Genomic DNA, 17,544 nt, shown 5'->3' on the forward strand with positions numbered 1-17,544 from the left:
TTCCAAATTTAGTGATTAGTGCTTAGAGATTAGGATTAGTTTTTCAATACGGCATTTTAGCCTAACCAGAGCGTAATATTTTCGTCATAAATTATTTAATGCGAAAGCTATTGCCAGCAAACTTGAAAATTGTATTTTTGCACACTTAATTTTAGAATAAAAATGTCAAAGACCCAGGCCAATAACAAAGTGGTTGTTGAAGGAAATGAATTTGGACAAACAGGAAAGTTTGTACGCGAGAACCAAAAGAGCTTAATATTTATAGGTGGCGCTATTGTGGCCATGATTGTTATTTATTTTGCTTACCAAAAATTTTATATAGGCCCGCGTGAAATTGTGGCATCAAACCAAATGCATGTTGCGCAGGATTTTTGGGCTAAAAAAGATTGGGACAAAGCAATTAACGGCGATGCCGGTTATCCTGGATTTGAAAAAATACTTAGTGAATACAGCAATACCAAAGCTGCTAACCTGGCATATTATTACCTGGGCACTGCTTATTTAAATAAAGGCGAATTTCAAAAAGCTATTGATAATTTAACCAGCTACAGAGGCGATGACAGCATGGTTGCTGCCGAAGCACTGGGTGATGCAGGCGACGCTTATGTTGAACTAAAAGATTATGACAAGGCTGAAACCTATTTCAAAAAAGCAGCTGATAAAGCAAATAACAGCTTTTTAACACCAATGTACCTGAAAAAATTAGGTTTGGTTTATGAAGCTACAAACGATAATAAATCGGCTGACGAGAATTATAAAAAAATAAAAAGCGATTACCCTACAAGCCCGCAAGCACAGAGTATAGACGAATATATTGCCCGCGTAGAAGCAAAACTCTAATTATTTAGGGGCAAAGATTAGTGGTTAAACCCAACTCATAATCACTAATCTTTGCTTTGCAATCTCTAATCAAAAAAAAATGGCTACCCAGCTAAAAAACCTGTCTGATTTTTCAGAAACTGATGTACCATCAGCGGCTCCCTACCATTTTGGAATAGTAGTGGCCGAATGGAATGCCGAAATAACCAATGCATTATACCAGGGTGCTTATGAAAGCCTGCTGGAGCATGGGGCATTAATTGATAATATTTTCACCTATTCTGTTCCCGGCAGCTTTGAATTAATAGCCGGTGCAGATATCTTATTAAAAAACAAAAAGCTTGATGCTGTAATATGCCTGGGATGTGTAATTCAAGGTGAAACAAGGCATTTTGATTTTATTTGCGATGCTGTGGCCAACGGCATCAGCAATGTTTCTTTAAAATATTCAAAGCCAGTTATTTTTGGTGTTTTAACTACCGACAATCAGCAACAAGCTATTGACCGTGCAGGTGGTAAACATGGAAATAAAGGAGTTGAAGGCGCAGTTACTGCAATAAAAATGGCTAACCTTTTTGAAACTTTAAATAGCTGATTTACGTTTAACAACATAAGTCTGATATAAAATGATGAAAAAAATATTATATATAGCAATTATTGCTTTAGCATTAGGAACCTTTTCTTCTTGTTCAAATAAACTTTGCCCTGCTTATTCCTCGTACCCAAGAGGCGGCAGATAACAGTTAAATGTCATTTTTTATCATTTGCTTAAAACCACCATCAGGTTTATGTTGTTTTGCGTTATAATATATTAAGCTTATTTATTTTATAATGTGAGTATGAACTGGACTTCGTTGGAATCGACTGATCAAATTGATAATATCAAGCATCAGCAAGGTTATAATTTAATTTTTAAGCATAGCACCCGTTGCTCTATCAGCATGATGGTGAAAAAACGGTTTGAGCTTGACTGGGATAAATTACCTCAGGATTTACCATTGTATTTCTTAGATCTGATCAAATACCGGGAGCTTTCTGCCAAAGTAGCTCATGATTTCCAGGTGCATCATGAATCTCCTCAGTTACTGCTGATAAAAGACGGCGAATGCATCCTTGACCTTTCGCATGGTGAAGTTTCTGTTGAAGAAACCATATCCGTTTTATCCTAATTGATCAATCATCGGTCAATTACACAATTCTTTAAAGTTTGGTTTATAAGATCAGTATCATTTTAATGCTTTAAGAGCAATCATTAGGTAATATCTTCATCAACCATTACAACATTTTTACCTAATTTTGCAGCATGATTGATTTGCCTGTTGTTCCTGCTAACCAAGCACAACGCAAACCCGACTGGCTCAGGGTGCGCCTTCCTGTAGGTAAGGAGTATGCCCATGTGCGCGGTTTAGTTGATGAACATAAATTACATACCATTTGTGAAAGCGGCAATTGCCCAAATATGGGCGAATGCTGGGGTGCGGGTACTGCTACGTTTATGATACTCGGCAACATCTGTACACGCTCCTGCTCTTTTTGTGCAGTAGCGACAGGCAGACCACTTGCTGTTGACACTGATGAACCTAACCGTGTTGCCAATTCAGTAAAGTTGATGCAGGTTAAACATTGTGTTATTACCTCGGTTGATCGTGACGATTTGAAAGATGGCGGTTCAATTATCTGGGCCGAAACTATAAATGCGATACGCCGCGAAAGTCCTGAAACCACACTGGAAACTTTATTACCTGATTTTAAAGGAAACTGGGAAAACCTGGCGCGAGTACTGGAAACCAGGCCAGAGGTAGTTTCACACAACCTGGAAACAGTAAGGCGCTTAACTAAAGAAGTACGTATCCAGGCGAAATATGATCGTAGCTTGGAATGTTTACAACATGTATCAGCGGCTGGTTTGCGTACCAAATCGGGTATTATGCTGGGCCTGGGCGAAACGGAAGAAGATGTGCTGGAAGCGATGCAGGACTTGCTTAATGCTGGTGTACATATCCTTACTCTGGGACAATACCTGCAACCAACACGCAACCACCATCCGGTAATTGACTGGATACATCCTGATCAATTTAGTAATTACAAACAATTTGGCCTTGATATGGGTTTTAAGTATGTAGAAAGCGGACCATTGGTTCGTTCATCATACCATGCAGAAAAACATCTGTTTGAAATCTGATAATTCCTTTATATCTTCACAGAATTGAGCCGGAAACGAAAAATATCCTTATCAGAAGATGAACTGGTGCTTGCATTGCGTAATCATGAGAAGATTGCAATAGAAGCCCTTTATGATATGTATTCATCCTCTCTGTTTGGCGTAATATCCCGTATAGTTATTGACACCGCTACTGCCGAAGATGTTTTACAGGAAACTTTTGTAAAAATCTGGCATTCCTTTTCCAGTTACAGTACCGAAAAAGGTCGTTTATTTACGTGGATGGTGAATATTGCACGCAACCTGGCTATAGATAAAATAAGGTCAAAAGATTTTAAGAACCAAAATAAAAACCAAGAGCTCGAAAATAACGTAACTTCCATAGACGAACAAATAAATACAATCTACAAGCCTGAACTATTGGGTATTAAGGATTTAGTACAAACACTAAAACCCGAACAAAAGTCGATTCTTGATCTGGTATACTTTAAAGGTTATACCCATGTTGAAGCAGCCGAAGAACTCGGCATTCCGCTGGGCACCATTAAAACCCGATTACGGATGGCCATCCAGGAACTCAGAAAACATTTTAATTGAAAGGTTGAAAGTGGAAGACATTAAAGCATATATGGAGACAGGGATACTGGAACTTTACGTTCTGGGGGATATTACACCCCAGGAGAAGTTACAGGTGGAGGAGATGGCTGCGAAACACCCACTAATAAAGGCTGAGTTAGAAGAAATTGAACTTTCTATGGAGTTATATGCCCAGGAAAATGCAATTGAACCTGCGGAAGCATTACGCAACAGAGTTTTAGGCAGCATTTTAACCAATTTTGGTGATGATAGTACATTTACAACAACAGCATCCGAAGAAAAAAATAACGTTATAACCCTGCCAGCGGCAAAACCAAACAGCTTTTACAAATATGCATTTGCTGCCTGCCTGGCCTTGCTAATTGCCAGTGGCATTGCTATAATGGGCTTATATAATAAATTACAGGATTCTTATTCACAAATAGCAACCCTGCAAAACAATAACCAGCATTTTGCCAACCAGGTAAATTTTAAAGAAGGCGAATTGGAGGTTTTACGCGATAGTTCATTCAAATTCCTTAAACTGCAGGGCACGCAGCATTCACCAACTTCAGGACTTACGCTTGCGTGGAGTCCGGCTAAAAAGAAAGTGTGGATTGATTTACGCTCTTTGAAGATGCCTTTAAATGATAAGGGCCATCAGTATCAGTTGTGGGCACTTGTTGGCGGCAAACCTGTTGATTTGGGTGTTTTTGACAAAGACCAAGACTCTACCGATATGAAGGAGATGAAATCAATTGCATCTGCAGATGCCTTTGCCGTAACCCTTGAACCAAGGGGCGGAAGCGCTTCACCAACTATGGATCAAATGGTAGTTATAGGTAAATTTTAATTACCTGTAAAATCCCCCTTTTTCTGGTTTACACTACATTTTCAAAAAAAATAATCAAAATCTAAACTTTTTGAAAACAATTTGTTTTTAAAATTTGTTAGCTCCTTTAAATTCCCCTGATAATATAAATATCATTATTTACGTTTTATTGTAACTAAGGCAATAGGTTAAACGTCTTATCAACACAAGGCGAAGCACTGGGAAACGTTAAAATACAAATTTTCATGTATGAGTTTCTTAAAGATAGCCTTCTTAAGATTTGAGTATTTAGTTCTTAATAAGATCAGTTAATAGTTAAACGGTTGTACAAATACTTACAACCGTTTTTTTATGCCATTAACTTTGCCATGGTAATAGGAATGCGGGCGGCAAGCTGTCCAGGTAAAACCACATTCATCCGGTTGGGTTGCGCTAATTCATCCCCCGCTTTACCATGAATATAAGCTCCTATTATACAAGCTTCTTCTGATGAATATTTTTGGGCCAGCAATGAAGTAATGATACCGGTAAGTACATCACCCATGCCGCCGCTTGCCATAGCTGCGTTGCTGGTGGTATTAAAATACACTTTTCCGGTAGGCGTAATAATTATAGTATAGTCGTTTTTTAAAAGGATATAAAGTGAATGTTCTGCAGCTTTCTCGATGCCTGTTTGTATACGCTCCCACCAATTGGTATGATCGCCAAAAAGCCTGTCGAACTCCTTCATATGGGGTGTTAAAATGCTGTTGGCAGGTATATATTTACAAAGAGATTTATGGGCCGATAATAAATTAAGTGCATCAGCATCCAAAACAACCGGCTTTTTGTAATTGGTTAAAATATCGGTTAAAAGTGCCAGCGCCATTTCATCCTTTCCTAAGCCCGGTCCCACGCCCATTGCATTAAATGTGTCCCAACTAATACGGGGCTGCTCGGCACCGTTACGCACTATGGCCATAATTTCGGGCAGATAACTATTTAATGCTGTTAAGCCGCTTTGCGGCACGCACGCAGTTGTTAATCCGGCACCAGCATAAGCACAACCTGCAGAACAAAGCAAGGCCGCCCCCATTGTTTCGGGCTCACCGGCTACTATTAAAGCATGTCCGTAAGTACCCTTATTGCTAAAACGATGCCTTGGCCTTAGCATGCGGCGTATATCCTTCTCCTCAACAGCCTGGTAGGGCGAGTTAAGAGAGGTTATAAATTTTTCATTAAGGCCGATGTTTAAAACCTCCAAACAATCAACACAAGGACCTGACTCAGGCAACAAAAAATTAATCTTAGGCTGCTGAAAGGTAATGGTTAAACTGGTTTTTAACACAACGGCATCCGGTGGAACCTCACCCTCGGCAAAAAAACCCGTGGGAATATCCACCGCTACTACAATTCTTTTTAAATCATTGATATAAGTTACCAGACGTTTATAGTCACCCTCTAAAGGCTTATTTAAACCGGTGCCCAGCAATGCATCAATAATTATCTGGCTATTATCATCAGGAAAATGTTCGTCTTTACCAATTTCTATTAGCGGGATATTTTTTTGCTTTAGCCTATCCAGGTTTTGGTCAAAATCAGGGGTTGATTTATCAGAGAAACGGGCAATCCTGACGTTTAATGATTTGTATTGATGATCGGTTAGCATGCGGGCTATGGCCAAACCATCTCCGCCGTTATTGCCTGTTCCGCAATAAACCGTTATAAATTGCTTTTTATCCGGAAAGTGGTTTACAAACCAGCCCACAAAGGCTTTTGATGCCCGTTCCATCAAATCAATTGATAATACAGGTTCATGAGCAATGGTATATGCGTCAGCTTCGCGAATTTGGGTGGCAGTTAGTAATGGCAGCATATATGCTAAAGTTACGATTGTTTGTTTTTGTTTTGGAGAAAGTGTGTTTTAAAATATAGGCCCGGGGCCCAAATAGCAGAGAGGGATAATTGCGCTGTTTTTAATTCACAAGCTTATTCAAAATCCTTTCAATCGTTTTCTTATCACCATCTGATTTTGCAAGCTTCAGCGCTGTTTTTAAATGCGCTATAGCTCTTTTATTATCCACATCGGTGTATAAATAACCCAGCAGCGAAAAATATAAATGGCTGGCAGGTAGTTTTAGCTTCTCTGCTTCAATTATGGCAGCTTCCTTACCATCGGCCTTAGCCAGGGCATAGGTGCGGTTTAAAGCCGCAATTGGCGAGTATTCTGTTATTAGTAGTTTATTATACAATTGCAATATACGCTCCCACTTTTCGGGTGTATCATTTTTATCGGTATGCTGTAGGGCAATAGCCGCTTCGAGGTGATATTTTGATAATATATTCCCCCGGGCTGCCAGATTTAAATAATACTCGCCCTGTACAATCAAATCCTTATCCCATAAACCGGCATCCTGGTCATCATATAAAATTAAGTCGCCATTAACATTTATTCTGGCTTCAAACCGCGAAGCATGGAAACACATCAGTGCCAACAGTGCGTTTACTGCCGGCTTATTGGTATCTGTGTTTTCAGTAAGCAGGTAAGCCAGGCGCATGGCCTCAAGGCAAAGCTCCTTCCTCAGCGCTGTATTATTCGATATAGAGTAATATCCTTCATTAAACAGCAGGTAAAGTGTAGTCAATACAGTTTCTAATCTTTTGTCAATTTCAGATTTTCCCGGGAAAGCAATTTTTACTTTTTCATTTTTCAGCTTTTCTTTGGCTCTAAACAAACGCTTGTTAATAGTTTCTTTATGGCTCAAAAAGGCATCAGCAATTTCTTCAATACCAAACCCGCAAAGGATACGCAGTGAAAGCCCTATTTGCGCCTCCACGGAGATGGATGGGTGGCAAATGGCGAACATCATTTGCAGCTGACTATCCACTATATTTTTATCAGAAAGATCTATTTCCAGATGTTCAACCCCACTAGTGGTTTGCTGCAGACCCAGCCTCACTTTATCAACAAATATGGCATGGTGCTTTAAATAATCTTTAGCCCGGTTTTTGGCCACTGTGTAGAGCCACGCAACCGGGTTATCAGGCACACCCTTCATTCCCCAGGTTTCTGCGGCCAACAAAAAGGTATCGCTGGCAATATCTTCGGCTATTTCAATATGATCAAATCCGAAAAGCCTTCCTAATACAGCCGTAATTTTACTATACTCCGTTCTGAATAAATGCGGGATAAGCTCGTTACCGTTACCTGCTGCCATAAACAAACCTGATGATAAAAAAGCGGCCCAGTAAATTACCTGGCCGCTTTAATTTAATTAATTATTCATTTGCACAATGCCCCTTATCTCAACATTCCCGCCATCTTTTAAAACCGGACAGTCTTTCGCCAGTTGTACAGCCTCGTCTTTTGTGGCTGTTTTAACAACAATGTAGCCGAGAATAATCTCCTTAATTTCTGCATAAGGGCCATCGGTAACCATGCTGCTCGTTACTGTTGCTCCTTCAAATTCAAGTCGGCCACCTAAACTGGCCAGCTTATTCTGAGCAGCTATGCTGCCAATCCAATCCTGCCATGGCTTACTGACATCTTTTAACTGTTCTGGTGTAAGCGCATCACGTTGCGCTACAGGCGCGTTTCTGAATACTAACATAAATTCTTTCATCTTCTTAAAAATTAAATTGTTTATGCAGTAATGACGACCAGCCTTTTTAAAATTGGACAAGCACTCTGCTATTTTAAAAAATTTATTTTTAGTTATTATTGGTCATAACCGGTCGCACCTCAACGTAGCCTCCTAACAATAAAATAGGACAGCCATAGCTCATTTCAAATGCCTCATCGAGCGATTCGGCTTTTACATTTATAAAACCGCCCAATATTTCCTTTACCTCAGCATATGGGCCATCGGTTATAATATTGCCGGGTTTTAAAATACGGCCCTCAAAACCCAATCGGCTCCCGCTAACAAATTTCCCTTTGGCTGAGATTGTTGACAGCCAAACATCCCATTTTTTTGCAAATTCCTGCATCACCTCTGGCGACGGTCTTGTATCACCTGTTGGAGCATTTCTGAATAACATTACAAACTCATTCATTGTAGTAATTTTTAATTTATGAGCTATGACGATTGGTTATTGACCTATTGGACAAACCCAACAAATTATTTTAAAACACCCTGCAAAGCAAGCCTTTTAAATATTCACCTTCAGGAAACGATGACCTTACCGGATGATCTTCAGGTTGGCAAAACTGGTAAATAAACTGAACTTGCTTGCCTGCATCCAAAGCGGCCCAGGCCAGTACCTGTTTAAAGGTTTCCATATCCATAGCGCCAGAACAGGAGAACGTTGCAAGCAAGCCCCCTTTATTGAGCAACAGCATACCTAAACGATTCAGATCTTTATAAGCCCGCGAAGCTTTATCCAGTGCGGATCTTGATGGTGCATACTTAGGCGGGTCGAGTATTACAATATCAAACAACTCCCCTTCTTCCCTGAATTTGCGAAGTTGTTTATTTACGTCTGATGGTATGGCGGTTACTTTTGTTGTATCAAATTTATTAAGGCTGATGTTTTCTTTAAGGGTTTCTACCGCCAGCACAGAGCTATCCACGCTGCTAACGGATGCTGCTCCGTTTTGCAAACTATTTAAAGTAAAACCACCGGTATAGCTAAAGCAATCCAACACCTTTTTGCCTTTGGCATAGGCTGCCAGTATTTTACGGTTTTCACGCTGATCGCAATAAAAACCTGATTTCTGGCCTTCGGCGATGTTGATATTATAGGTTATTCCGTTTTCTTTTACTTCCACTCTTTCGGGTGGATGGATACCGGCCAATACAATGTTTTTTGTATCCAAACCCTCGTGGGTACGTGAGGAGGCATCGCTTTTATCAAAAATACTGGCTGGGTTCAACAGTTTTTGCAGTTCATCGATTATAACTGCTAAATTTTTCTCGATACCTGATGTTAATACCTGCACCGCCAAATGATCGGCATATTTATCTACTATTAATCCGGGCAGATAATCCGATTCGCTGAATATCAATCGGCAGGTATTGGTTACCCCGTCAACCAAAATATCCTTCTGGCGACTTTCCACCGCTTCTGCGACTTTCCCCCTGAACCATTGCTCATCAATAGCCACATTTTCATCCCACTCCAATAAACGCAAAGCAACCCTCGACTGGTCATTGTAAAAACCATAAGCCATAAATTGACCCTTTGCATCAACCAGGCGAACAATATCACCATTTTCGGGCTTGCCTATAACACGTTCAACAGCACCCGAAAATACCCAGGGATGTTTATGCAAAACTGCTTTTTCCTTACCCTTCTTTAATATTACCTCAATCATGGGTGCAAAGGTAACAAATGGGTGCTAAATGCAGGCGATTCAAACTTTACAACCATTTCATCAGGAAAAAGGCAATTTCAATTGATCGGTTTCTTTTTCTTCTTTTTGCTTTTGTACAATGTCACCGAAATTAGAAAGGGAAATCCCCAGCAGCCGGATCTTTTTATCCTCTGGCAATGTTGCAGCCAGCAAACGTTTTGCTGTAGCACTGATAGTTTCCAGGTCATTCACACCCGAAGTAAAAGACTGGTTTCGGGTAATTTGTTTAAAATCGCTGTATTTTATTTTCAGGGTGATGGTACGCCCCTTTAGTTGATAATTTTGCAGGCGATTACACACTGTTTGCGCTATTTTATCCAGCTCGGCGTCCATTTCTTCAATGGTGGTGAGGTCATAGGCAAAAGTATCTTCTGCTGCCAATGATTTGGTTTCGCGATGAGGCTGCACCTCCCGGCTGTCAATTCCGCGCACTATCTGATAATAAAACCGCCCTGCTTTGCCAAAATATTTAACCAGTTCGTCTTCTGTTAATTGTTTAAGATCATAACCAGTATGAATACCCATATTTTTCATTTTTTGGGCAGTTACTTTCCCCACTCCGAAAAACTTTTCGACGGGCAATTTCTCCATAAAAGCTTCAATTGCCGATGGGCCGATAAACTTTAAACCGTCGGGCTTATTGATATCGGAGGCTATTTTGGCTACAAATTTATTAATGGACACTCCGGCAGATGCTGTTAATTGCAATTCATCTTTTATGGCCTGTTTTATTTGCTGCGCTATTTCAATGGCCGAACCAATGTTGAGTTTATCTTCTGTAACATCCAGATAGGCTTCATCAAGCGAAAGCGGTTCAATCAAGTCTGTATACCTGCTGAATATGGCCCGGATTTTTTGCGAAACTTCCTTATAAGCTGCAAACCGTGGGCGGACAAAAATGACGTGCGGACAAAGGTGCAATGCCTGTTTTGATGGCATAGCCGAGCGGATGCCAAATTTGCGGGCCTCATAGCTGGCGGTAGCTACCACCCCACCCCTGCCTTCGGGCGAGCCGCCTACTACCAGCGCTTTGCCCCTCAATTCAGGATTATCGCGCTGTTCAACTGAAGCGTAAAACGCATCCATATCAATATGGATAATTTTACGATGGTGTTTTTCAGGCTCATTTCCCATTACCGCTTAGCATTATGCCACACAAATATATTGATAAAACACAATGGAATTTACAGGTGGTTTGATAACTATGGTTATCCATCTACTGCCCGGGTGTGGTGCAGCAGGCTATTTAGCTTGCTTACCAGGTTAATGCCGGGCCTAAACTCGCCCATTCAATTAAGGAATTCCCATTTACCCAGAAGTCTGAATGCAATAGCTGTAAATCTAATTTTATTTTCAATAAATATTGAAAGTTTAAAAATATATTTATATTTGTACACTGATAAAGCAAAATAGCTTTTAGCGCAATCGGATTTTATCCGGTTTATTTTTTAATTATAAGTTTCATTAATTATTGAAAATATGAAAACATTAGAAAATCACATGGTGCTCTTTGATGGCGAATGCCCCATGTGCAACTTATACACCAACGCCTTTGTAAAAAGTGGTATGCTGCCAAAAGATGGCAGAGGAGCGTACCAAAATAACATGGATGCCATTTGCCCGCTTATTGATAAACAACGTGCTGTAAATGAAATTGCCCTGGTAAACCTGCAAAACGGTGAGGTTACCTACGGTGTAAAAAGCATTTTCAAAATTCTGGGTAATGCCTGTCCGGCATTTGCGCCTTTGTTTTTATGCAAACCATTTATCTGGTTAATGAGTAAGGTTTATGCATTTATAAGTTATAACCGCAGGGTTATTATTCCCGCACCCATTGCAGGCGATGGTTACACCTATCAGCCAAGCTTCAAAAAACATTACCGCATAGCTTACCTGCTGTTTACCTGGTTTTTTACAAGCTGCATCCTTACTGCATATGCTCACTTATTAAGCAGTATGGTGCCTGTAGGAAATGCTTATCGCGAATACCTTATCTGTGGTGGGCAAATCATTTTTCAAGGCATTATCATCAGCGCCATCGCCAAAGAAAAACTATGGAGCTATCTCGGCAATATGATGACCATTTCTTTCGCCGGGAGCCTGCTGCTCTTAATCCCATTAGCTTTAAACCACTTGCTAACGATAACCCCTATCATCTACACTTTGTATTTTATGGCTGTTGCCGGTTTGATGTTTTTAGAGCACCTGCGCCGCAGCAAGCTTTTGGATATTGGTTACATATTAAGTATTACCTGGGTTTTGTACAGGCTGTTGGTATTGGTGGTAATCTTAGCATAAGTAAAACCTAATCAACCGCTCACCTAATCAACCATTCTCCAATTAACCCAACATCATGAAATACAAAAAAATAGTCCTCGCCGGCGGTAACGGTTACCTGGGTACTGTGCTGGCCAATTATTATAGCGATAAGGCCAATGAAATAGTCATATTAAGTCGCCATGACAAAGAAACTGAAAACAATATCCGCACTGTAGTTTGGGATGGCAAAACCCGCGGTAAATGGACCGCCGACCTGGTGAATGCCGATATGCTGATTAACCTTTGCGGTAAAAATGTAAACTGCCGCTACACTGAAAAAAACAAGGCCGAAATTTTTGCTTCCAGGCTATTATCAACCGAGCTGCTTGGCGAGGTGATCCAAGATTTATTTGAACCACCAAAACTATGGATCAATATAACCTCAGCCACCATTTACCGCCATGCTGAAGATCATCCACAGGATGAAGCTACAGGCGAAATTGGCACCGGTTTTTCTGTTGATGTTTGCAATGCATGGGAGGCCGCTTTCAATAAATATGAAACACCTAAAACCCGAAAAATTGCCCTACGTATGGGTATAGTTTTGGGCAGAAGCGATAGTGTATTCCCGCGTTTACTCAACCTGGTAAAGCTGGGCATGGGCGGCAAACAGGGTAATGGGCAACAATATGTATCATGGATTCATGAGCAGGATGCTGCACGCATTACCGAATGGCTGGCAGATCATCAGGAATTAGAAGGTGTTTTCAACTGCACCGCCCCTTACGCCGTAAAAAACGACCGCCTGATGCACATCATCCGTAGAACTTATGGCTGCTCTATTGGTTTGCCCGCCCCGCAATGGTTGCTGGAAGCCGGGGCAGTTATCATCGGCACGGAGCCGGAACTGATCCTGAAAAGCCGCTGGGTAAAGCCAAAACGATTGTTGGATAGTGGTTTTAAATTTCAGTTTGAAACAGCACTTGCTGCAGTAAAAGAGATATTGGATACAGATAAATATATTTCCTATAATAGTACCGCAATCTAAACATAAAATGAACAGCCGCACCATTCAAATACTAAAAGGGTTTATCATCTCTAATTTTTTCGCGGTAGGCCTTATAGGTATCAGTAAATATTTGCTTTCAAAAGGAGGGCAACCCACTTTTGTTTTTTCTGAATTTGTGATTATCCCTATTTTAATGGGAATGATATGTGCCTGGTTTTGGAAAGATTTGAATTTGCCGGGCAGAAAAAGAGCACTTTACGCCTGTTTGGATATTTTTTTTGCATTAACATTCAGCTATATTTTTTTAGGCGAAGGGGTTATTTGCCTCGTCATTGTATCACCTTTAATTTTTGGTTTCCTGATGTTAGGTGTATTTGTTGGTTTTAAGCTGTTTAAACGGCATGATGAAAATTTAAACGTCAGCGTTATTGCTATACTGATATTTGTTTTTGTGAACGATTCGCTTTCAAAGCACAATTATCAAAACATGGTTTCAGACACCATCACCATACACGCACCTCCTGCTAAAGTGTGGAAAAACGTTGTCGCATTCGAAAAAATAAAGCAGGAAAACAAATACTGGTTATTCCGTATCGGTATGCCAAGCCCCATGCAAACCACAGTTACTGGTTACTATAAAGGGGCTGGCCGTAAATGTATTTTCAGCAATGGTTACACATTTGGTGAAAAGATCATTACTTACGATGAAACCCATGACCTTACTTTTGATATTGTTGATCAGCCCCGCGATCCGGAAATTATGAATCATATTGACATCCTGCGCGGGCAATTTTTATTAAAAGACAATGGCAATGGCACCACCACGCTTACCGGTAACAGCTGGTACAAATTATACGTTTTCCCTACGTGGTACTATGATATTTGGGCGCAAAGCATTACCAGGAATGTGCATTTGCGTGTTATGGAGCATATAAAACAAATAAGTGAAAAATAAATTAGCCCTATTCAAATTTGTAATAAGGTATTTGGGATTCTTAAAGGCCGTTCCCTTGTTGCCTTATCTTTTTGACAGTCAGTTAATGCTGTGGACACTTTTTGTCCGTCCGCAAATACTGGATGCTTTTGATAATATTGAATCTGAAGTGCTGCGCTGGCAAGGTACCGGCAAAAGACTCCATAAGTACGGTGGTATGCAATTTGATTTTAACGGAAAGGAGATTGGTCATATTCACAGCAATGGTTTGCTGGATATCCGCTTCAGCCGTAAAATAAAAAAACAATTGCTTGCCGAAGGGAAGGTTAATCGTCACCATATTTTTGAAAAATCAGGCTGGATAAGCTTTTATATAGAAAATATAAGTGATGCCCAATACGCGAAACAATTGCTAAGAAAAGCATACGAAGGTTTATATGCTAATTAAGAAAATGATTTGATTCCCTTTATCATTAAAGCATTATCATTCGCATACCCTTGTTTTTACATAAATTCCATATATTCGTTAACCAATTAAATTTTACAAACCACAATATCTCACGCTAACAAATGAAACAGGTACTTATATATAGTTTAAAAGTATGGTTAAGCGCGGCAATACTTGCGCCACTGGTTTATATCGCTTTGTACAGCATTTACCCCATATTGAACCATGGCATTGCGTTTCCGCAATACGGAATGCTGCTATCAAAATATTTCTCTGGCGCATGGCTGTTTATAAAATTTAATGCTTTGCCCTGGGCATTAATAGCAATTATTTTAAGCTTTATCCCCTCACTCAGAAAACCTTCGACAGAAAATCGCCTGCTGATTTTTATTTTGGCAGAAATCGTATTTATTACCTTATACCATTTCTTCGCACAACCGGCTATTTTGCTTATCAGGAGCGATTTGATTATGCAACAGGCATCGGCGGTAGCTACCTTTATTTTTATATTTATTTATAAAGTAGAAGGCGCTCCAGCCAAACAGCAGGCCGTTGCTGTTAAAAAGAAAATGGCTTAACTTTAAGCCATTCTTCTTATCACATATGAAAAATAAAATTTTGTTATTAACGCTAGCAGCGTTAACTAGCTTTGCCTTTATAATAAAAAACACCCCTGTAAATCCTTCATACACTAATATGGTGTTGGTAAAAGGAGGAACGTTTACTATGGGACTGGATAGCACTCAGCTTCAAACAGTAACAGCACGGTTTAAAATGCCGGCATCTTATTTTTCTCAGCAATACCCGGCAATTAGGGTAACCGTCCATGCTTTTTATCTTGACAAATACGAAGTAACCAATGCCGATTATAAAAAGTTTATCCACGCCAATCCGCTATGGTCAAAATCAAATATTGCCGATAGCTTGCACGATGGTAATTACCTCAAATTGTGGAATGGAAATAAATATCCGAACGGACAGGACGATTACCCAGTAGTTTACGTAAGCTGGTATGCTGCCAGTGCCTATGCCAAATGGGTTGGCAAGCGCTTGCCCCTGCAGGCGGAGATGGAGTATGCTGCAAAAGGAGCGGATGGAAAATCAACCTTGTTTTCATGGGGCAATACCGATGCCGACAAATCAAAAGCAAATTATATGGATTCGGGCACCAATGGTGCTGTAAGAACGGGTACATATTCGCCAAACAGCCTGGGTCTATATGATATGGCGGGCAACGTATCTGAATTTTGTGCTGATAAATGGCGTCAGGATATGTATGCACAAATGGCCCGTTATAGAAAAGATCACCGGCCCACTATGAGTACATCTACTGCCATTCAAAATAAGGTAGTAATACTTGGTGGTAGTTGGAAAGACGCCGCTGTAAATCTGATCCCCACTTATCGCGAAGGCTTTTCGGCCCGGGGATGTAGTGAATCAGTTGGCTTCAGATGTGCCGTTACCGCACAATAGAATCAATTTAAGCATCATAATGAAAAATAAAGCGTACTGCTTAAAGTAACTCCTTTTTATAGCAATGAGTTTTACCTATTGCTATCTTTAAGCCCGTTGGTATTTTCAAAAATTCTGCTGCTTTTTGTAACTAATAAAGCCTTCGGTGTGTCTACTCAAGCAATTGCTTCAATCAAATGAAAAAACACGCGGAGTTTGTATGGTTATGTTTGTGTATTGTTTTTATTAACAACGCAGTAAAGGCACAAACCACCAAAGTTGAAAAAATAGAAGCTTACATGACAAGGGCACATGAGCTGGGACTTTTTAAAGGGAATATTTTAGTGGCCGATGATGGTAAGGTTTTATATGAAACCGCCATGGGCTTTACAGGTGCTTCAGAAAAAACTCCGCTTACTACACAGTACAGGTTTCATATTGGCTCAATTGCCAAAGAATTTGATGCTGTGGCCCTGATGATGCTCAAAGACCAGGGAAAGCTTAGTTTGGATGATAAAGTCTCCAAATACCTGCCTCAATTACCTGCCTGGGCCAATACCATCACCATAAAAAATTTACTACAATACACCAGCGGGATACCCGATGTGAAGTGGAAAACCGTTAAAACCGATGCCGATGACATGGCCGACTTAATGCAATTAAAAAAGCTTGACTTTGAACCGGGCAGCAGCTACGCCTACAATAACAATAATGTGTTTTTGCGGCGGCGTATTATCGAAAAAATAACGGGCATAACCTTTAATCAGTTTGTGGAGCAAAAAATACTAGCGTCTTCCGGCATGAACAATTCTGTGGTTGATCCGGGTGATGATGTTCCGCTGATGGCCAGAGCCTACAACAAAAACCACCAGCAAGATCCGCTTACTGTTCCTATTTCTGGCTGGACGGCCGTTACACTTGATGATTTTTATAAATGGGCCCAAGCTATAGCTGATTTTAAACTCATCAGCCCCCAATCAACCAAGGATATTTTAATACCCGTGGCGCCCGGTAAACAAGCCGGATTAGGCGGAGGTAGCATGGATGGGGATAAATTGGTAAGCCATATTCACGATGGAACCGCATACAATTACCAGGCCTTGCTGGTATCAGATGCGCCAAAAGGACGAACTGTCATACTGCTCACCAATAGTAAAAACGTAAGCTTATACCAGTTTAATACCGCTATACAGGCTATTTTGGATGGCCAGCCGTATACCCAACCCGCAAAATCAATATTAATCAGTTTTCAAAACAAGTTGGATAGTTTAACCGCTGATCAGTTTATTGCATTTTATAACGATTTAAAAAAGACAAATGCAGCAGAATATGGTTTTGATGATGAAAATTCCTTAAACGAAATTGGGTATTACCTGCTCGGTAAAAACCGGATGACCGATGCAATTATTGTTTTTGAATACAACACCAAACTTTTTCCAAACTCATGGAATGTGTTTGATAGTTTGGGCGAGGCTTATGCTGACAAAGGCGATAAACAAAAAGCCCTGTTAAACTATAAAAAGTCAGTTCAACTTAACCCCAACAGTCAATCAGGAAAAGATATCATCAAAAAACTGGAGCAGCCCGGTAATTAAAATCTCTTATAGCGATGGGTTTCAAAGGCATCGATATAAAAGATTATCTGCACTTTCAATAAAAATCGCCCTCAATTTCACACTTCTATAACATTTTTCATGTTAATTTCCGTATTTTTGCAAC

General features: G+C 40.2%; 19 protein-coding genes. 13 read left to right on the forward strand and 6 right to left on the reverse strand.

What is annotated here, in order from left to right:
* Positions 1–162: 162 nt before the first annotated feature.
* The 6 genes from JN11_RS17420 to JN11_RS17445 all read left to right on the forward strand — a co-directional run bounded on the left by JN11_RS17420 (position 163) and on the right by JN11_RS17445 (position 4,409).
* Positions 163–840, forward strand: coding sequence for a tetratricopeptide repeat protein (locus tag JN11_RS17420; protein ID WP_144914611.1), 678 nt, complete (start codon positions 163–165; stop codon positions 838–840).
* A gap of 79 nt (positions 841–919) precedes the next feature.
* Positions 920–1,414, forward strand: coding sequence for a 6,7-dimethyl-8-ribityllumazine synthase (gene ribH / locus JN11_RS17425; protein WP_144914613.1), 495 nt, complete (start codon positions 920–922; stop codon positions 1,412–1,414).
* 244 nt (positions 1,415–1,658) lie between these two features.
* Complete coding sequence (gene ytxJ / locus JN11_RS17430; RefSeq protein ID WP_144914614.1) at positions 1,659–1,988, forward strand: bacillithiol system redox-active protein YtxJ; 330 nt, start codon at positions 1,659–1,661, stop codon at positions 1,986–1,988.
* Between the two features lie 134 nt (positions 1,989–2,122).
* Positions 2,123–3,001, forward strand: a complete 879-nt coding sequence (gene lipA, locus JN11_RS17435) for a lipoyl synthase (RefSeq protein WP_144914616.1) — start codon at positions 2,123–2,125, stop codon at positions 2,999–3,001.
* 24 nt (positions 3,002–3,025) lie between these two features.
* Positions 3,026–3,577: an RNA polymerase sigma factor gene (locus JN11_RS17440; RefSeq protein ID WP_144914617.1), complete on the forward strand. Its 552-nt coding sequence runs from the start codon at positions 3,026–3,028 to the stop codon at positions 3,575–3,577.
* Complete coding sequence (locus JN11_RS17445; protein WP_144914619.1) at positions 3,483–4,409, forward strand: anti-sigma factor; 927 nt, start codon at positions 3,483–3,485, stop codon at positions 4,407–4,409. The genes JN11_RS17440 and JN11_RS17445 overlap by 95 nt, the downstream gene beginning before the upstream one ends.
* Positions 4,410–4,737: 328 nt before the next feature.
* On the opposite strand, the gene JN11_RS17450 is transcribed toward JN11_RS17445, so the two are convergent.
* The 6 genes from JN11_RS17450 to dinB form a co-directional block, all read right to left on the reverse strand.
* Positions 4,738–6,243 (reverse strand): NAD(P)H-hydrate dehydratase, encoded by a 1,506-nt coding sequence (locus tag JN11_RS17450; RefSeq protein ID WP_144914621.1) that lies wholly within the window; start codon positions 6,241–6,243, stop codon positions 4,738–4,740.
* A 100-nt stretch (positions 6,244–6,343) separates the two neighbouring features.
* The gene (locus tag JN11_RS17455; protein WP_144914622.1) at positions 6,344–7,585 is read right to left on the reverse strand and encodes an RNA polymerase sigma factor; all 1,242 of its coding nucleotides are present in this window, start codon (positions 7,583–7,585) and stop codon (positions 6,344–6,346) included.
* A gap of 57 nt (positions 7,586–7,642) precedes the next feature.
* On the reverse strand, positions 7,643–7,990 hold the full coding sequence (locus JN11_RS17460; RefSeq protein WP_144914624.1) for a YciI family protein: 348 nt from the start codon (positions 7,988–7,990) through the stop codon (positions 7,643–7,645).
* Positions 7,991–8,078: 88 nt separating this feature from the next.
* Positions 8,079–8,423: a YciI family protein gene (locus tag JN11_RS17465; RefSeq protein WP_144914626.1), complete on the reverse strand. Its 345-nt coding sequence runs from the start codon at positions 8,421–8,423 to the stop codon at positions 8,079–8,081.
* Positions 8,424–8,493: 70 nt separating this feature from the next.
* On the reverse strand, positions 8,494–9,684 hold the full coding sequence (locus JN11_RS17470) for a class I SAM-dependent rRNA methyltransferase (protein WP_144914628.1): 1,191 nt from the start codon (positions 9,682–9,684) through the stop codon (positions 8,494–8,496).
* A gap of 60 nt (positions 9,685–9,744) precedes the next feature.
* Positions 9,745–10,857: a DNA polymerase IV gene (dinB, locus tag JN11_RS17475; protein ID WP_144914629.1), complete on the reverse strand. Its 1,113-nt coding sequence runs from the start codon at positions 10,855–10,857 to the stop codon at positions 9,745–9,747.
* A 345-nt stretch (positions 10,858–11,202) separates the two neighbouring features.
* Between dinB and JN11_RS17480 the strand changes: the two genes are divergently transcribed.
* From JN11_RS17480 to JN11_RS17510, 7 genes are all read left to right on the forward strand, one after another.
* Positions 11,203–12,021: a thiol-disulfide oxidoreductase DCC family protein gene (locus tag JN11_RS17480; RefSeq protein WP_144914631.1), complete on the forward strand. Its 819-nt coding sequence runs from the start codon at positions 11,203–11,205 to the stop codon at positions 12,019–12,021.
* A gap of 55 nt (positions 12,022–12,076) precedes the next feature.
* Positions 12,077–13,030, forward strand: a complete 954-nt coding sequence (locus JN11_RS17485; protein ID WP_144914633.1) for a TIGR01777 family oxidoreductase — start codon at positions 12,077–12,079, stop codon at positions 13,028–13,030.
* Between the two features lie 7 nt (positions 13,031–13,037).
* On the forward strand, positions 13,038–13,946 hold the full coding sequence (locus JN11_RS17490) for an SRPBCC family protein (protein ID WP_144914634.1): 909 nt from the start codon (positions 13,038–13,040) through the stop codon (positions 13,944–13,946).
* Positions 13,936–14,373: a luciferase domain-containing protein gene (locus JN11_RS17495; protein WP_246139047.1), complete on the forward strand. Its 438-nt coding sequence runs from the start codon at positions 13,936–13,938 to the stop codon at positions 14,371–14,373. The genes JN11_RS17490 and JN11_RS17495 overlap by 11 nt, the downstream gene beginning before the upstream one ends.
* Positions 14,374–14,495: 122 nt before the next feature.
* The gene (locus JN11_RS17500) at positions 14,496–14,951 is read left to right on the forward strand and encodes a hypothetical protein (protein ID WP_144914636.1); all 456 of its coding nucleotides are present in this window, start codon (positions 14,496–14,498) and stop codon (positions 14,949–14,951) included.
* 25 nt (positions 14,952–14,976) lie between these two features.
* Entirely contained in the window at positions 14,977–15,846 is an 870-nt protein-coding gene (locus tag JN11_RS17505; protein ID WP_144914637.1) for a formylglycine-generating enzyme family protein, read from the forward strand.
* 176 nt (positions 15,847–16,022) lie between these two features.
* Entirely contained in the window at positions 16,023–17,420 is a 1,398-nt protein-coding gene (locus JN11_RS17510; RefSeq protein ID WP_144914639.1) for a serine hydrolase, read from the forward strand.
* Positions 17,421–17,544: the final 124 nt, after the last annotated feature.

Origin of the sequence: Mucilaginibacter frigoritolerans (genome assembly GCF_007830615.1) — a bacterium.
Lineage (GTDB): Bacteria > Bacteroidota > Bacteroidia > Sphingobacteriales > Sphingobacteriaceae > Mucilaginibacter > Mucilaginibacter frigoritolerans.

What these genes read in the sequence shown, in the direction of transcription:
- JN11_RS17420 (WP_144914611.1), top strand. Translation starts at nt 163, where the DNA reads ATGTCAAAGACCCAGGCCAATAACAAAGTGGTTGTTGAAGGAAATGAA.
- ribH (WP_144914613.1), top strand. Translation starts at nt 920, where the DNA reads ATGGCTACCCAGCTAAAAAACCTGTCTGATTTTTCAGAAACTGATGTA.
- ytxJ (WP_144914614.1), top strand. Translation starts at nt 1,659, where the DNA reads ATGAACTGGACTTCGTTGGAATCGACTGATCAAATTGATAATATCAAG.
- lipA (WP_144914616.1), top strand. Translation starts at nt 2,123, where the DNA reads ATGATTGATTTGCCTGTTGTTCCTGCTAACCAAGCACAACGCAAACCC.
- JN11_RS17445 (WP_144914619.1), top strand. Translation starts at nt 3,483, where the DNA reads ATGTTGAAGCAGCCGAAGAACTCGGCATTCCGCTGGGCACCATTAAAA.
- JN11_RS17450 (WP_144914621.1), bottom strand. Translation starts at nt 6,243, where the DNA reads ATGCTGCCATTACTAACTGCCACCCAAATTCGCGAAGCTGACGCATAT.
- JN11_RS17455 (WP_144914622.1), bottom strand. Translation starts at nt 7,585, where the DNA reads ATGGCAGCAGGTAACGGTAACGAGCTTATCCCGCATTTATTCAGAACG.
- JN11_RS17460 (WP_144914624.1), bottom strand. Translation starts at nt 7,990, where the DNA reads ATGAAAGAATTTATGTTAGTATTCAGAAACGCGCCTGTAGCGCAACGT.
- JN11_RS17465 (WP_144914626.1), bottom strand. Translation starts at nt 8,423, where the DNA reads ATGAATGAGTTTGTAATGTTATTCAGAAATGCTCCAACAGGTGATACA.
- JN11_RS17470 (WP_144914628.1), bottom strand. Translation starts at nt 9,684, where the DNA reads ATGATTGAGGTAATATTAAAGAAGGGTAAGGAAAAAGCAGTTTTGCAT.
- dinB (WP_144914629.1), bottom strand. Translation starts at nt 10,857, where the DNA reads ATGGGAAATGAGCCTGAAAAACACCATCGTAAAATTATCCATATTGAT.
- JN11_RS17480 (WP_144914631.1), top strand. Translation starts at nt 11,203, where the DNA reads ATGAAAACATTAGAAAATCACATGGTGCTCTTTGATGGCGAATGCCCC.
- JN11_RS17485 (WP_144914633.1), top strand. Translation starts at nt 12,077, where the DNA reads ATGAAATACAAAAAAATAGTCCTCGCCGGCGGTAACGGTTACCTGGGT.
- JN11_RS17490 (WP_144914634.1), top strand. Translation starts at nt 13,038, where the DNA reads ATGAACAGCCGCACCATTCAAATACTAAAAGGGTTTATCATCTCTAAT.
- JN11_RS17500 (WP_144914636.1), top strand. Translation starts at nt 14,496, where the DNA reads ATGAAACAGGTACTTATATATAGTTTAAAAGTATGGTTAAGCGCGGCA.
- JN11_RS17505 (WP_144914637.1), top strand. Translation starts at nt 14,977, where the DNA reads ATGAAAAATAAAATTTTGTTATTAACGCTAGCAGCGTTAACTAGCTTT.
- JN11_RS17510 (WP_144914639.1), top strand. Translation starts at nt 16,023, where the DNA reads ATGAAAAAACACGCGGAGTTTGTATGGTTATGTTTGTGTATTGTTTTT.